The 15,108-nt window shown below is 71.4% G+C and carries 15 protein-coding genes and 1 pseudogene; 9 read left to right on the forward strand and 7 right to left on the reverse strand.

All coding sequences use genetic code 11. The annotated features are described in order from the left end of the window. Positions 1–584 (forward strand): DUF6596 domain-containing protein (locus tag G3I65_RS17950; RefSeq protein ID WP_345944088.1); only part of this gene is annotated, 584 nt, incomplete at its 5' end. A 275-nt stretch (positions 585–859) separates the two neighbouring features. Here the strand turns inward: G3I65_RS17950 and G3I65_RS17955 are convergent. Next, positions 860–1,210: a hypothetical protein gene (locus G3I65_RS17955; RefSeq protein WP_160697129.1), complete on the reverse strand. Its 351-nt coding sequence runs from the start codon at positions 1,208–1,210 to the stop codon at positions 860–862. A gap of 197 nt (positions 1,211–1,407) precedes the next feature. Here G3I65_RS17955 and G3I65_RS17960 point away from each other — a divergent pair, with 197 nt between their 5' ends. The 5 genes from G3I65_RS17960 to G3I65_RS17980 are packed head-to-tail and all read left to right on the forward strand — an operon-like array spanning position 1,408 to position 5,395. Continuing rightward, positions 1,408–2,604, forward strand: coding sequence for a SpoIIE family protein phosphatase (locus G3I65_RS17960; protein WP_160697130.1), 1,197 nt, complete (start codon positions 1,408–1,410; stop codon positions 2,602–2,604). Continuing rightward, positions 2,601–4,121, forward strand: a complete 1,521-nt coding sequence (locus G3I65_RS17965; protein ID WP_160697131.1) for an ATP-binding protein — start codon at positions 2,601–2,603, stop codon at positions 4,119–4,121. Before G3I65_RS17960 ends, G3I65_RS17965 begins: the two co-directional genes overlap by 4 nt. Next, positions 4,118–4,558 carry a response regulator gene (locus tag G3I65_RS17970; RefSeq protein ID WP_160697132.1) on the forward strand — a complete coding sequence of 147 codons (441 nt, stop codon included), beginning with the start codon at positions 4,118–4,120 and terminating at the stop codon, positions 4,556–4,558. The genes G3I65_RS17965 and G3I65_RS17970 overlap by 4 nt, the downstream gene beginning before the upstream one ends. Before the next feature lie 34 nt (positions 4,559–4,592). Continuing rightward, the gene (locus G3I65_RS17975) at positions 4,593–4,949 is read left to right on the forward strand and encodes an STAS domain-containing protein (RefSeq protein ID WP_160697133.1); all 357 of its coding nucleotides are present in this window, start codon (positions 4,593–4,595) and stop codon (positions 4,947–4,949) included. Positions 4,950–4,981: 32 nt separating this feature from the next. Further along, on the forward strand, positions 4,982–5,395 hold the full coding sequence (locus G3I65_RS17980; RefSeq protein WP_160697134.1) for an ATP-binding protein: 414 nt from the start codon (positions 4,982–4,984) through the stop codon (positions 5,393–5,395). Between the two features lie 146 nt (positions 5,396–5,541). On the opposite strand, the gene G3I65_RS17985 is transcribed toward G3I65_RS17980, so the two are convergent. From G3I65_RS17985 to G3I65_RS57370, 5 genes are all read right to left on the reverse strand, one after another. Next, on the reverse strand, positions 5,542–7,164 hold the full coding sequence (locus G3I65_RS17985; RefSeq protein ID WP_160697141.1) for a phospholipase C: 1,623 nt from the start codon (positions 7,162–7,164) through the stop codon (positions 5,542–5,544). A gap of 32 nt (positions 7,165–7,196) precedes the next feature. Further along, positions 7,197–8,393 (reverse strand): Dyp-type peroxidase, encoded by a 1,197-nt coding sequence (locus G3I65_RS17990; protein ID WP_160697135.1) that lies wholly within the window; start codon positions 8,391–8,393, stop codon positions 7,197–7,199. Continuing rightward, entirely contained in the window at positions 8,390–9,559 is a 1,170-nt protein-coding gene (locus tag G3I65_RS17995) for an EfeM/EfeO family lipoprotein (RefSeq protein WP_309235530.1), read from the reverse strand. The genes G3I65_RS17990 and G3I65_RS17995 overlap by 4 nt, the downstream gene beginning before the upstream one ends. A gap of 198 nt (positions 9,560–9,757) precedes the next feature. Next, on the reverse strand, positions 9,758–10,534 hold the full coding sequence (locus G3I65_RS18000) for a metalloregulator ArsR/SmtB family transcription factor (RefSeq protein WP_160697137.1): 777 nt from the start codon (positions 10,532–10,534) through the stop codon (positions 9,758–9,760). A gap of 91 nt (positions 10,535–10,625) precedes the next feature. Further along, positions 10,626–11,408 carry a hypothetical protein gene (locus G3I65_RS57370; protein ID WP_239071281.1) on the reverse strand — a complete coding sequence of 261 codons (783 nt, stop codon included), beginning with the start codon at positions 11,406–11,408 and terminating at the stop codon, positions 10,626–10,628. 175 nt (positions 11,409–11,583) lie between these two features. Here G3I65_RS57370 and G3I65_RS18010 point away from each other — a divergent pair, with 175 nt between their 5' ends. Continuing rightward, positions 11,584–12,378, forward strand: coding sequence for a hypothetical protein (locus tag G3I65_RS18010; RefSeq protein ID WP_160697138.1), 795 nt, complete (start codon positions 11,584–11,586; stop codon positions 12,376–12,378). Further along, entirely contained in the window at positions 12,375–14,150 is a 1,776-nt protein-coding gene (locus tag G3I65_RS18015) for a serine/threonine-protein kinase (RefSeq protein WP_160697139.1), read from the forward strand. The genes G3I65_RS18010 and G3I65_RS18015 overlap by 4 nt, the downstream gene beginning before the upstream one ends. Positions 14,151–14,214: 64 nt before the next feature. On the opposite strand, the gene G3I65_RS18020 is transcribed toward G3I65_RS18015, so the two are convergent. After that, a complete protein-coding gene (locus G3I65_RS18020; protein ID WP_160697140.1) occupies positions 14,215–14,637 on the reverse strand; it encodes a hypothetical protein in 423 nt (140 codons plus the stop codon). 256 nt (positions 14,638–14,893) lie between these two features. Between G3I65_RS18020 and G3I65_RS18025 the strand changes: the two are divergent. Then, a pseudogene (locus tag G3I65_RS18025) lies at positions 14,894–15,108 on the forward strand (Zeta toxin); the annotation flags it as partial.

Consider the following 15,108-nt stretch of genomic DNA (forward strand, 5'->3'; position numbering starts at 1 on the left):
TGGCGCGGCTGCTGCGTGCCCTGCTGCCCGCCGACACCGAGGTCGCCGGGTTGCTGGCGCTGCTGCTGGTCCACCAGGCCCGCCGCGCCACCCGGACCGACTCCGCGGGACGGCTGCTGCGGCTCGAAGACCAGGACCGCGCCCGCTGGGACGCCGCGCTGATCGCCGAGGCCGACCGGCTCGTCGTCGAGGCGCTGAAGTCCGGCCCGCCCGGGCGGTTCAGCGTCCAGGCCGCGATCGCCGCGCTGCACGCGCAGGCGCCGAGCTACGCCGAGACGGACTGGCCGCAGATCCTCGTCCTGTACGACGTGCTGCTGGGCCTGTGGCCGTCTCCGGTGGTGGCGCTGAACCGCGCGGTGGCACTGTCCATGGTGGACGGTCCGGCGGCGGCGCTCGCCGAGGTCGCCCGGCTGGAAGCCGGCGGCAGGCTGGCCGGCTACCGCTACCTGCCCGCCACGAAGGCGGACCTGCTGCACCGCCTGGGCCGCGATGCCGAAGCGGCCGACGCCTACCGGGCCGCGCTGGAGCTGAGTGACAACGCCGTCGAGCAGGAGTTCCTCGCCGCGCGGCTCAGCGGGGCCTGAACAGCGGGACGATCCCCGCACCCGCTGTCCGCCGGTGCTGGGATCGCGGCTCGGTCTGGAGCACGGATTGCCTCGTGACCGGTCACCCACATCGGCGGCGTCGTGGCGGCTGCGACGACATGAATGACTCATTCATGTCGTCCGACGACATGAATGAGTCATTCACTACGTCTCGGGTCAGGGTTGCGGCGCCGGGCCACCCGGCACGCCCGCCCCCACCGCCGCCAGAGAGAAAACCCCAATGGCGGCGTGCCTCCACGTTGCCGAGACCGGTGTCAGCGGGGCCTGAACAGCAGGACGAACCCCGCGCCCGAAAGGACCAGCGCGGCCAGGAAGAACGCGCCGTGCCCGTAGGCGCGGGTCACGACGTCGCCGACCAGCTGCACCACGAGGTCGACGATGCCGAGCGCACCGGCGATCGCCAGCGCGACGCGCGTTCCCTTCACCCCGCGGTACACGCCGTAGACCAGCAACGCCCACAGCCCCGCGCAAACGGCGTAAGCGAGCACCGCGACCGGCGGCGGGACGGCCGCTTCCACGGGTGTCCGGCGTCCGCCCAGCAGCGTCCCGAGGAACCAGCACGCCGTCGCGCCCCACCAGGCGAAAGCGGCGCGGCGGGCGGGCATGGCCCGGAGCGTAGGCCGGGAACACCCGGGTCCGGCACGGCCGTGCACCGAACTGTTACCCGCCTGGTGTCACACCGGAGTGCTATAAAGCGCTACCCCGGTGAGACCGGTTCCGCGGCCGTAGGCGGCCGACGCCGGTGCCGCTAGGGTTGATCGTCTGGATGTGCTGGCCGAGGGCAGCCGAACGGGAGAAGCCGGTGACCGCCGCGCACGACTCATCGTGGAATCCCGGCACCCGCCTGCGGGTGCTGCTCGTCGAGGACGACGACGGCGACGCCCTGCTGGTCGAGGAGATGCTGGCCGACACGGCAGTGCCGTTCTCGCTCGAACGCGTCGAGACGCTCGCCGACGCGCTGAGCGGCCCGCTCACCGCCGACTGCGTCGTGCTCGACCTCCAGCTGCCGGACGCGATGGGCCTGAGCGGCCTGACGAAGCTCGGCCAGCACGCGCCGGGCGTCGCGATCGTCGTCCTGACCGGCGGGCACGACCAGGCCACCGGGGTCGCCGCGGTCGCCGCCGGCGCGCAGGACTACCTCGTCAAGGACCAGGTGGACGGGCCCCTGCTGGTGAAGGCCCTGCGCTTCGCCCGCGAGCGCAAGCGCGCGGAACAGGTCGAGCAGCAGTTCCTCCAGCAGCAGCTGCTCGCGCGGGAGAACGCGCGGCTCGAACGCGGCCTGCTGCCCAGCCCGCTGCTGCGCGACCCGCACCTCGACCTGGCCGCCCGCTACCGGCCCGGCCGCAACGGATCCTTGCTGGGCGGCGACTTCTACGACGCCATCGAGCTCGCCGACGGCAGCGTGCACATGATGATCGGCGACGTCTGCGGCCACGGCCCGGACGAGGCCGCGCTCGGCGTCGCGCTGCGGATCGCGTGGCGCTCGCTCGTGATGGCCGGCCTGCCGATGGCCGACGTGCTGAGCATGGTCGAGCGGGTGCTGGTGCACGAACGGATCGAGCCGCTGTTCGCCACGGTGTGCATGGTCGTCGTCGCACCGGACCGAAGATCCTTGCGCCTGTCGCTGGCCGGGCACCTGCCGCCGCTGCTGCTCACCCCCGGCGACGGGCACCTGCTCTCCGGCGGCCGCGTCGGCGTCCCGCTCGGCATCGTCGAGGGCGCGAAGTGGGAGGCCCTCGACGTCCCGCTGGAGCCGGGGTGGTCGCTGCTGCTCTACACCGACGGCGTCTTCGAGGGCCGCGTCGGCGCCGGGTCCGAGCGGCTCGGCCACGAGCGGATGGCCGAGCTCGTGCTCGACATCCGCCACCGCGGCGGGCTGGACGGCACCGACCTGCTCGACGAGCTGATCGCCCGCGCCGAGCGCTTCAACTCCGGGCCGCTCGACGACGACGTCGCCCTCGCCCTGCTCCGCCACGAACCCGGGGAGTCCGCCCGATGACCGCCGGAGCGCGCGGCTGGTCGATCGGCCGCTGGCTGACCCTGCTCGCCGTCGCCGAGACCGTGCTGCTGCTCGCCGCGCTGATCGGCGGCGGGATCGCGCTGCACAACCTCACCGCCTCCCGCAACCGCCTGCTCGACGTGATCGCGCCGCAGCGCCTGTCGGCCCTCCAGCTGTCGAGCGCGCTGCTGAACCAGGAAACCGGCGTCCGCGGCTACCAGCTCGGCCGCCGGCCGGACTTCCTCGCGCCCTACACCGACGGCGTCCAGGCGCAGGCCGCCGCCGTCACCCAGCTGCGGCAGGCAGGCGCGGTCCCGGGCACCGAGCTCGGTGACGACCTCGAAGCCGTGCTGCGGGCCGCCACGACGTGGCAGGCGGCGGCCGTGCCGACCATCGCGCCCGGCGCGCCGCCGGTGACCCCGGCCGAGGTCGCGCGCGGCCAGGAGCTGTTCAACGCGGTGCGCTCGGCGCTCGACACCCAGCTCGGCCACCTCACCGCGGTCCGGGACGCCGGCCGTGCCCAGCTCGACGCCGCGGCGAACCTGCTGAACGAGATGCTCGTCGTCATCGGCGTGCTGCTCGTGGTGCTGTTCGCGTTGCTGTCCTTCGGGCTGCGGCGGATCATCACCCGGCCGATCCTCGGGCTGGCCGACGAGGTCCGGCAGGTCGCCGACCAGGACGTCCACCGCCCGGTGCACGGCAGCGGGCCGCGGGAGATCGCGCAGCTGGGCGCCGACGTCGAAGCGATGCGGCAGCGCATCCTCGACGAGGTCGCCGAGCTGGAGCGCGCGCACGCGCTGCTCGACCGGCGGACGCGCGAGCTGGAACGGTCCAACGCCGACCTGGAGCAGTTCGCCTACGTCGCTTCGCACGACCTGCAGGAGCCGCTGCGGAAGGTCGCCAGCTTCTGCCAGCTGCTCCAGCGGCGCTACCAGGGCCTGCTCGACGAGCGCGGCGAGCAGTACATCGAGTACGCCGTCGACGGCGCGAAGCGGATGCAGATCCTGATCAACGACCTGCTGGCGTTTTCGCGCGTCGGCCGGAACCCGGGCGAGCACGTCCTGGTCGGTGCCGACCGGCTGGTCGACGACGCGCTGGCGAACCTCGAAGTCGCGCTGTCCCTGAGCGGCGGCAAGGTCACCCACGTCGACCTGCCCGAGGTGCGCGTCGAGCCGGCGCTGATGACGGCGGTGTTCCAGAACCTGATCGGCAACGCGCTGAAGTTCAAGGGCGAGACCCCGCCGGAAGTCCGCGTCACCGCCGAGCGCGACGGCGATGACTGGGTGTTTTCGGTGTCGGACAACGGCATCGGCATCGACGCCGAATACGCCGAACGGGTGTTCGCGCTGTTCCAGCGCCTCCACACGCGGACGGCCTACCCGGGCACGGGCATCGGGCTCGCCCTGTGCCGCCGGATCGTCGAGTACCACGGCGGCCGGATCTGGCTCGACACCGCGGCCACCGACACGACGTTCCGCTTCACCCTGCCGGCGCGAGAGGACAATGGGGAAGTATGACGCAGGCGCCCGCCCCGATCGACATCCTGCTCGTCGAGGACGACCCCGGCGACGTGCTGATGACGCGGGAAGCGTTCGAGCACCACAAGATCCGCAACGCGCTGCACGTCGCGGCCGACGGCGTCGAGGCGCTCGAGTTCCTCAACCGGGAGGGGCGGTTCCGGGCGGCACCGCGGCCCGGGCTGATCCTGCTCGACCTCAACCTGCCCCGCAAGGACGGCCGGGAGCTGCTCGGCGAGATCAAGCAGGACCCGCAGCTGCGCACGATCCCGGTCGTCGTGCTGACGACGTCCGAGGCGGAGGAGGACATCCTGCGCAGCTACGAGCTGCACGCGAACGCCTACGTCACCAAGCCGGTCGACTTCGAGAAGTTCATCGAGGTGGTCCGGAAGATCGACGACTTCTGGGTCTCGGTGGTGCAGCTCCCGCACCGGTAGCCGTTTGCCGGGGAGTGGGGCACGATAAGGGGCCGTGACCTCTTCATCACGGGACCTCCCCGCCATCGAGCTGGCGGTCACGCTCGATTGGCGGGGCCGCGCCGCGGTGCTGGGCGTGGCGGGGGAGATCGACCTGCTCAGCGCGCCGGAGTTCGAGGACGTCGTGGCCGCGGTGCTGGCCGACGGGCCGGAGACGCTGGTGGTCGACCTGCGGTCGGTGACGTTCTTCTGCTCGGCGGGCCTGCAGGTGCTCGCTTCGGCGCACCGCAAGATGACCGAGCATGCGCTGCGGGTGGTCAGCGACTCCCCGGTGACGTCCGGCCCGCTGAAGACCACCGGCCTCGACACGTGGATCAGCGTCCACCCGACGGTCGACGAAGCACTCACGTGACGGCCCCCGGCACGGAAGAAGGGCGAGCCCCGATGCGCGAACCGGCCGGTTCGTTCCGCTGCCACGGCGTCGAAGCGGTCCCCGAGGCGCTGCGCAAGCTCCGGCACGACCTGATGGCGTGGGTGCTGGCGGCGGGCGTCGACGAGGCACGGGCGCACGACATCGTGCTGGCCGCCTACGAAGCGCTGGCGAACGTCGCCGACCACGCCTACGACGGCACGGGTCCCGGGCTGGTCGACCTGGACGCCGCGGCGTACGAGGACCGGGTCGAAGTGGTGATCGCCGACCACGGCCGGTGGCGGCCCCCGGTGGTCGACCCGCGCCCGGTTTCCCCGCGCGGCCGCGGCCTGCTCCTGCTGCGCGCCAGCGCCGACCGCGCGGACATCTCCGCCGGCGAGAGCGGCACCGTGGTCACCCTGACCTGGGACCTCGACCCCGTCGGCTGAAGCGCCCCAATGTGGCCTTCGGTGCTCCATCCATGCCCCCGCCACCACCCTCAACGGAGGCGCTTCGCGCCGCAGTGCTGATTCAACGCACCCAAGGCGGCCTTCGGTGCGTCAGACGCAACCAAGGCCGCCTTGGGGCGCTTGGGCTAGCTGTGCGTCACCGCGCCCGTCTTCGGGTCGAGGGTGACCTTCTTCGCCTGCGGGCGCCAGAAGTCGAACATCCCGGTCAGCGACCCGGCCCGCGTGTCGAACGACGAGTCGCCGATCCGGCCGGTGAACCAGTTGTCCTCGACGAACTTCAGCACCGACGTCTGGTCCGTCAGCGTGTGGTCGACGTGGTTGACCCGGCTGAACGGCGAAACCACCAGCAGCGGCAGCCGCGGGCCGTAGCCGCAGCGGTCCGCGTAGCCGCCCAGGACCGTCGGCTTGCCCGTGCAGACCGCCTGGTCCTGCGAAGCGTCGTGCGAGCCGTTGACGATCGGCGAGCGCTGGTGGTCGTACCAGCCGTCCGAGTCGTCGTAGGCCAGCACGATCGCGGTCGACTTCCAGTCCGGCGACTGCTGGATCTTGTTGATCTCGCTGACCACGAACTGCTGCTCGTCCAGCGGGTCCGAGTAGCCCGCGTGGCCGTCCTGGTACTCCGGGGCCTTCAGGAAGCTCACCGCGGGCATCGAGCCGGCCTTGAGCGCGTCGTCGAAGTCCGAGATGTCGTACTGGTGGTTCGCGCGGTCGGTCTGCCCGATCGCCTGCACCGAGGACGGCGGGAGGTGCTTCGGGTTCGCCGTCGACGGGTAGTACTGGAACGGCTCGTGGTGCGGGCTGTAGTCGACGACGGAGTTGCCGCCGACGTTCGTGTGCTTCTGGCCGCACACCGCGTAGCCGTTGGCCTCGCCGGTCGGGCGGAAGCCGCCCTGGAACCAGCCCCACGTCACGCGGCGCTGGTTGAGCAGGTCACCGATGTTCCGGCCCTGCATCGTGGCCAGGTTGTCCTTGCTCGTGTGGTTCTTGCCCGAGCAGTCGTCCCACGCCGGGTCGGGGTCGTTGATCACCGTGCCGACGCCGTTCGCGTCCGGCGACGACACCACGTAGGAGTCGCTGACCGGCTGGTGCGTCACCGGGTCGACGGCCTGGCCGCCGTGCGTCTGGCCGGAGATCAGGTTCAGCGCGCCCGGCGTCGAGGGGCCGAACACCGTGTTGAACGAGTTGTCGTTCATCGCGTAGTGCTGGGCGTAGTTCCACATGCCGGTGACGGTGTTGCCGTCGTAGTAGTCCATCACCAGGCCGGGCTCGCCGAACAGGACGGGCTGGCCGGTGCACTTGTCCGTCTCGGTCTTCTCGACGAACTGGTCCATCTTGCCGCCGTTGAACGCGGCCTGCTCGGCGCCGTAGTTGTGGTTCTGGTCGCAGGTCATCGCCTGCTCGTGCGTGAGCCGCTTCGGGTTGTACGCGTTCGGGTTGTCGGTCAGCAGCTTCTTGTCGAGGCCGTTGACCTTCGGGGTGCCGTGCGCGGCCTGGAACGGCGTGCCGTCGGTGTTGGCCGCGTCCGGGTAGGTGCCGAAGTAGTGGTCGAACGAGATGTTCTCGCCGAAGATGACCACGACGTGCTTGATCGGCGTCGACGTCGGGATCCAGTGGGCGGGGAACAGGTTCAGCGGCTGGGCTTCCGCGGTGGTCGCCGCGGAGCCGGTGACGATGGCCAGCGTGGCCACCGAGGCGAGGGCCCCGGCGCCGAGCAGGCCGCGCCGTCGCCGGCGGGTTCTCTTGTCCACAGTGGAGATTCCTTTCGTGGTGGTTTTCGCAGTCATGCGAGCAAAGTGCGGCCGAAGTGGTCCTCCGGCCCGGAGACGCCCGGCAGCGCGAAGAAGTAGCCGCCGCCGAACGGGGAGATGTAGTCGGTCAGGGGTTCGTCGGCCAGCCGCGTCTGGACCGCTTCGAACTGGCGCTCCAAGTCCTGCTGGTAGCAGACGAAGATCAGGCCCATGTCGAGGTTGCCGTTGCCGTCGACACCGCGGTCGTAGTTCACCGCGCGGCGCAGGATCCGGCTCGAATCGGTTTCCGGGGTGCGCGGGTTGGCCTTGCGGATGTGGCTGGTCAGCGGGATCACCGTGCCGATCGGGTCGTCGGCGTAGCGCGGGACGTCGGTCTCCTCGGTCCCGTCGAGCGGGGCGCCGGTGTCGCGGCGGCGGCCGAACATGTTCTCCTGCTCGGCCAGCGAAACCCGGTCCCAGAACTCCACCAGCATCCGGATCAGCCGGACCACCTGGTAGCTGCCGCCCGCGGTCCACGCGGGTTCGCCGGCGCCGGTCGTCCACACCAGACCGTCCACTTCGGACCCGGTCGGGTTGGCGGTGCCGTCCTTGAACCCCATCAGGTTCCGCGGGGTGCCCGCCGGGCGCGGCGGGGAGCTGAAGCCGGTCAGCTTCCAGCGCGGCTGCATGCCGCCGCGGGTCGCGCGGGCGATGTCGCGCAGCGCGTGCAGCACGGTGTCGGTGCTGTTCGCCGACAGGGTCAGGCTGAGGTCGCCGTGGCACTGCGCGGGGTCGAGGGCGTCGTTCGGGAACGTCGGCATCGGCTTGAGCTTGGCCGGCTTGAGCTTGGCCAGGCCGTACCGGTCGTCGAAGAGCGACGCGCCGGCCCCGAGGACGACGCCGAGGTCGCCGCCGGGCACCACCGGCCCGAGCACCCCGGAGTCGGCGGGCGGCGCGCTGATGCCGAGAGCCGCGGGAGCGCCGCCGGTGGTCAGGAACCGGGCCCGGTCGGTGATCGCGCGGAAGAGCTCGGTCAGCTCGGCCTTGGACTCCGCGACGACGTCGAAGGAGGCGACGATCGTCTGCGTCGGCGGGTTCCGCAGGATCGCGGCCTGGTTCTTGCCGTGGAAGGGAACGGGTGCCGCGCTGTCGATGACGGAGGAGGCACCGAGCCCGGCCCCGGCGGCGACGGTGAGGCCGGCGCCCATCGCGGCGCGGCGCAGGAACGAACGGCGAGGCAGGCCGGTCACGAAACCCTCCTCGGCTCGGCGATGGCGGCGATCGGAGCCAGCAGCTCGGTCAGCTCGCCGACGTCGGCGTTCAGCTTTTGCCGCTGCGGCAGGGAAAGCTGCGCCAGGGGAGTCCAGCTGCCGTCCGGGCGGTGCGCGGCGTCCAAAGCGGACTGCGTGCGCGTCAGCCAGCTGTCCACCTTGGACAGTTCGGGGTAGCGCGGGGCCAGCAGCGGGCGGAGGACGTCGAGCACCGCGCGCGTGCCGTCGAGGTTGGCGCGGGCGGTGGCGAGGGTGGTGCCGCTGCCGCAGTCGGTGCGGCCGGTGAGTTCGAACTGCAGCGTGTTCTCCATGATCTCGTGCGCGCGCAGCCCGAGGTCGTTGCCGTCGACCTGGCTCTCGCCGAAGGACGCCTGGAGCGCGCGGGCGTCGGTGTCCAGGCGGTCGGCGACGGCGGCGAGCGCGCCGAGGTCCTCGCCGTGCCAAAGGCCCTGCTCCAGGCGGTGGAAGCCGGTGAACCCGGGATCGGCCGGGCCGGCGGGCAGGCCGTCGGCGGTGCCGTTGAGGGCGCCGTCGGAGTCGCCGAACGCGTCGTAGGCGGCGCCGAGGCGTTCGTAGGTCAGGTGCGCGGTCAGCCAGGCGGCCTGGCTCGCCGCGCGGTCGCCGCCGTGGACGGCGTCCTTCAGCGCGCCGGTGTCCGCGACCAGCTCGCCGAGCCCGGTCGTGACGTGCTGCTGGTAGGCCTTGAGCGGGCCGAGCAGGTCGTTGTGCGTCACCGGCGCGACGCCCGGCCCGGTGCGGTCGGCCCCGCCGCTGATCCGCACGGCGGGCCCGACGATCGCGCCGGTGTCCTCGGGCAGGCAGCGGAACGCGTAGCTGCCGTTGCCCAGGTTGACCTGCAGCGGGCGGGTGGTGTCCGGGCCGAGGCCCTCGACCTCGCCGTAGATCACACCGGTCGCCGGGTCGATCAGGTCGACCTCGGCGCTCACCGAACCGGTGTTGTGCAGCCGGAACGTCTGCGGGCCCGGCTTCGGCTCGGACCAGCCGGTGCCGCACGCCGAGCGCGAAACCGCGATCTCCGGATCCCCGGCGGCGGCGCTGTCGGGCCAGAACACCACGGCAGCGCCCGCCACGACGACGAGCACGACCGCCGCCACGATCCAGCGAGCACGTACTGACCCCGGCACGCGCACTCTCCCGTCACTCGATCGGACCATCACCGGTCACGGATTATGCGAGCCTAACGCCCGCGAAACCGCATCGGATGGCGTCGATCGGCGGGAATTCACCCGGACTTCAGCCTGCCGCCCACGAAAGGGGGAGGATTCAGACTTTTCCCTGTGCCAGATCTGTCGCGTTCGGGAGGATCGACCGATTGGCCGGGATCACGGAAGGGGGACACCGGTCTCCAGCAGCGTCTTCAGGCTCGACAGCAGCGCGGGCCAGCCCTGACTGCACATCGCCAGCGTCGTGCTGTCGTCGTCGAAACCGTCGTGCAGCACGGTCAGCTTCACCATTTCCCCCTGCGGTTCGAGGGTGAACGTGACCTTCGTGCGGCTTTCGCCCTGCAGTTTCGCGAGCGTTTCGGCATCGATCTTGTTGCCGTCCGCCCATTCCGCGGTGAAGGTGTGCCAGGTGTAGGAAAGTCGGCGGTACGGATCCGATTCGAGGACGACCTGATCCGGGTGTTCCGTTTTCGCGCCGCTTTCGTTCCAGATCATCGGCGAGCCCTTTTTCCAGTCGGTTTCGAAGGAAACGCCCCAGTACTGGCGGGTGAAGGCCGGGTCGGTAAGCGCTTGCCAGAGCTTTTCCGGCGTCGTGTTGATGTAGGTCGTGTAGGCGAATTCGTTCATCGGTGCGGACTCCAGTGCTCGTTTCAGATCGGCCAATGCGCCGGCCCGCCTGCGGTCGTAGCGGGTCATCCAGCGGTCGGCGATCGCGTTGATCGGCGCGGCGTCGAGGTAGTGCAGCTTTTCCCGGCCACGCCGGGTGGTCGTCACCAAACCGGCCGCCTCGAGCACGGCCAGGTGCTTGCTCACCGACTGGCGGGCCATGTCCAGCCCCGCGCACAGCTCGCGCAGGGTCTGGCCGTTGCGCTCGTTGAGCACGTCCAGCAGCCGTCGCCGGCTGGGGTCGGCCAGCGCTTTGAAGACCTCGTCCATCGCGCCTTCCTCGGCTGTGCCCCTTCAAACATGCAGCCGTTTGGCTGCCTTTCGACGATAGGCAGCCAGACGGTTGCCTGTCAACCGGGGGTCACCGGAAGCGGATCACCGTGATGCCGGCGAGGACGAAGAACACGAGGACGACCAGCGTGCCGGTCTGCCCGCCGGAGGAGCGGGTGACGACCTGGTCGACGGCCCCGGTCAGCCGCACCCCGCACTCGGCGACGACGGTGTGCCGCCCGGCCTCGATCCGGGTGAACTCGACGGGCGCGGTGAACGCGCCGGAGCTGTCGGTGACGGCCGATCCGACCTCGGCGCCGTCGGCGGTGAGCGTCACCATCCGGCCTGGTTGACAGCCTCGTCCGGACGCGGCGAGCGACTCGCCGGGCTGGATGCTCGGCCGGTCGAGGACCAGTTCCCCGGGCTTGGGCTCGGTGCTGGTCGTGGTGGGGGTGCCGGGCGTGGCGGGCGGCGTGGTCGTCGGCGGCGGGGTGGTCGTGGTGGACGGCGGGGTGGTGGTCGTCGGGGGTGGCGTCGTGGTGCTGCCGGGCCGGGTCGGCCGCGTGGTGACGACCGGCGGGGTGGTGGTCGGGGGCGGCGGGGTCGTGGTGGGCGTGGCGATCACCGTGAACCGGCTGCTCGCCGTGAGCGGCAGCTTGGTCCGCGCGTTGGTGCACGTGCCGGTGACCGGGTAGGTGCCCGGCTGGGCGCCCGCGGGCACGGTGGCCGCGACCGTTCCGCTCGTCTGGTCGAGGGTCGCGTTCGCCGTCCACATCGGCGTGCCGTTCCAGGAAAAGGTGATCGCCGTGGCGCACGGGTAGAAATTCCAGGAAATGGTGAAGGAACTCCCGGCCTTGCCGCTCGACGGTTTCAAACCAACCGACGATGTGTATTGTGCGTTGGCGTTGCCCGCGAAGGTGAGCAAGAGCAACGTTCCGGCCACGGCGCCCAAAAACAGCCGAACCACGAATCGCATCGGACGTCCCTCCCCGGTGTGTGCTCGCTGTAGCATTCCGGACCAGTCGGATAACGCAAGTAGGGGATGCCCAATGGGACGTGTCATCGCGGCGGGGGTTGCGTTGGGTTTGTGCGCGGTGGTGCTCGGCGCGCCGGCCGCGTCGGCCGATTCCGGCTCGCTCGAGGTGCAGGTGTCGATCGACCAGCGGCCGATCGAGGACGCGACCGTCCCGATCGACCCGGCGAGCCAGGTCGAGCTGAAGGTCGTGGCCACCAACACCGGCACCGCGCCGGTGAAGGTCCGCAGCGTGCGGCTGTCGGGGGTCGCGCTCGCGCTGACGTTCTTCGCCTACGACACGACGGCGCCGTTCGAGGTGCCGGCCCGCGGCTCGGCGACCCGGACGTTCGTGCTCGACCTCGGCGACCTCAGCGGGCAGGCGACGGGGCTGCTCCCGTCGTCGGTGGAGCTGCTCGACGCGCAGCGCGCCACGCTCGGCGAGGCCACGACGGTCGCCGACGTCCGCGGCTCCGTCTGGTCGGTGTACGGCGTCTTCGGGCTGGCGATGCTCGTGCTGACGATCCTCGCCTGGGCGGCCGCGTTGCTCGCGCTGGCCCGGCACCGGCTGGCGCCCAACCGCTGGCGCCGCGGCCTGCGCTTCCTGCCCGCCGGGTTCGGCACGGGCCTGGTCGCGGTGATCAGCCTGTCGGTGCTGCGGCTCGTCCCGCCGGAGCCGGCGATCGAGCTCCCGGTGGTGCTGGGCGCCGCGGCGATCGCGTTCCTGCTCGGCTACCTCACCCCGCACCCGGCACCCCCGGCGGTCACCCCCGCCGAAGACGGCGTCACGACCCGGCTGCCGCTGCCGTCGACGCAGGAATTCACCCGATGAGCGCACCGGCCGAGCTGATCGCCGCCCTGCCGCAGTACGACATCGGGGCGGAAATCGGCGAAGGCGGCATGGGCGTGGTGTTCGCCGGCGTGCACCGGACGCTCGGCCGCAGCGTCGCGATCAAGCAGCTGCCCTGGGACGTCCTCAACCACGCGACGAGCAGCGAGCTCTTCGACCGCGAGGCGCGGGTGCTGGCGAGCCTGGACCACCCGCACATCGTCCCGGTGTACGACTACGTCCGCACGGGCCGCGAGCACCTGCTGGTGATGGAGCGCCTCGACGGCGGCACGGTCCACAGCCGCTTCCACGGCGACGGCGTGAGCGGCGAGCAGGCGTGCGCGATCGGCCTGGCGATGCTGGCCGGCCTGCACGCGGCGCACCTGGCGGGGGTGCTGCACCTCGACGTCAAGCCGCGCAACCTGTTGTTCAGCACGCAGGGCGTGGTGAAGGTGGCCGACTTCGGCATCGCCCGCGTCATCAGCGAGGGCGCCACCCTGGTGACCCACGGCGGCGAGATCCTCGGCACCCCGGCGTACATCGCACCGGAGCAGGCGATGGGCAACGCCCTGAGCCCGGCGGCGGACGTCTACGCGGCGGGCACGGTGCTGTACGAGCTGCTGTCGGGCCGCCTGCCGTTCGACAACACCCGCGGCGCGATCAGCATGATGCGCCAGCACATGTTCACGGACCCGATGCCGATCGCGGGCGTCCCGATGCCGATCGCGGGCGTGGTGATGCGAAGCCTGGCCCGCGAACTGGACTCGCGCTATAGGGAGGCGGAGTCGTTCGCGGCCGACCTGGCCGCGGCGGCGACGGCGGTGTACGGGCCCGGGTGGCTGGAGCGGTCCGGGGTGCCGGTGCTGCACCTGCCGCCGAGGGTGATCGCGGGGTTGAACGCACCGACGGCCCCGGCTTCCCCGGTGGCCGGCCTCGGTGCGGCGGCACTCGACCCGGCCCGCACCCGCCCCGTCCAGCGTCCCGGCGCTCCGAACCCCACGTTGGCCGCACCGCACCCCCACCTCGACCCGAACCTGACCGGCGGCACCTCCGCCCAGCCGCCGGAGAATTCGGCCGCGCCCGTCATCTGGCTGCGCGTCGGTGCGGCGCTCGCGGCCCTCGCGCTGATCATTCTCGCGCTGCTCAACCCCGAACGGCTGCCGCACTCGGCGTCGCCGACCCTGAACCTCGGCGGGACGGCCGTCTCGGCGCCGGTCGAGGTGGACCTCAGCAAGCCGCTCATCTTCAGCGGCCCCGGCAACCCCGGCCCCGTCGCGATCGACCTGTCCGCGGCCGGGATTCCCCTCGGCTCGGCCGAAACCACCGCGAAGCCCGAGGGCAACGGCTTCACCGCGGAACTCACCCTGCCCGGGATCGCGCGGTGGATCGTCGGCGGCGCGGTCACGGCGACCGTCCGGACCGGCCCGATCACCCAGACCTTCACGCTCCTCACCAGCCAGCACCCGCTGGCCAGCGCGATGGGCGCGGGCAGCCTCATCCTGGCGTTGTTCGCGCTCGCCTACCTCGAATCCGGGCTGCGCACCATCCGCAACGGCCACCGCTGGCGCGGCGCGCCGGTCGGCGGCCCGGTGCTGGGCATCCTGTTCGGCGCGGCGGTGTGGCTGTGCGTGTCGGTGCTGCGCCTGCACGAGCCGTCGCCGGGGTTCGGCGCCGGGTGCGCGGTGGCGGGGGCGCTCGCCGCCGGGCTGGTCGTCGCGGCGGCGCGGCGCCGAGCGTCCACAGTGAGACTTATTCGGCCGTCGGCCGCCACATGACTTTCGCGGTGACCAGCGGTATCCGGTGGGGGCGTGGCGGCCTAACCAGAATAAGCCTCAGTGGTCAGTCGACCATCCGGACGGTGACGTGCGGGCTGTAGCTCTTGCGCCTGCTCCACCCGGATTCGGCGCAGAGGCTCAGCTGGATGGCGCGGTCGGCGGGCGCCCAGTAGCCCGTCCGGACGAAGTAGCCCTCCATCGTGTTGAGCGCGGCCAGGCGTTTGCGGGCCGAGCACATCTCCCAGCCCCACTGCCGCCCCGTCTTCTCGACGCCGTTGCGCCGCACGGACAGGCACGGGTTGCCGACCGCGCGGATGTCGGCGTCACCCTCCGTGACGTAGACGACGCCGTCGATCTTGTAGAACCGGTTGTTGTCGAGCAGCGACACCTGCCCGCTGAGGGTGACCGCGACCTTGCTGCCTTCGTCGCCCGTGAGCGTCCAATCGAGACAGAATTCCTGGACCGGGAGTGCCAGCGACTGGGTCATGAGGAGTCCTCTGTTTCTAGCGGCGTCCCCTTAAGAAGATAAGGATTTCCCGGGCACGCGGAAGAGGTGGACGGGAACTTCACCCGAAGTGGCCGTCGTCGAATGCGTTGTCCTGCATGGGTTTCTGGCCTCGCGGCACGGCGCGTAATGACCGCGCGTCCGGCCGGGTGGCGGACACCGTGCGGAAGATGTGTCCATTACTTTCCGTGAGCCTATGGTAAAGGAACCATTACCTTCGGCCGGGCGTTGAGGGGGCATGAGCGAGCCCACTGTCATCGAACTCGGGCCACGCGACATGCTGGTCGTGGCGGGCCTCGCGGGCGCGGGCAAGACGACGATGCTCCGCCACGCGGCGTCGGGCCTGCCGGTGCTGGACTCCGACCAGGTCCGCGAGCGGCTCGGGGCGGTGGCGCCCGCGGTGCCGTACCGCTGCTACCGGCCGGTGGTGCACGCCTGGCACCGCGCGCGGAT

Source organism: Amycolatopsis sp. SID8362, from assembly GCF_010550475.1.
Taxonomy (GTDB): Bacteria; Actinomycetota; Actinomycetes; order Mycobacteriales; family Pseudonocardiaceae; genus Amycolatopsis; species Amycolatopsis eburnea.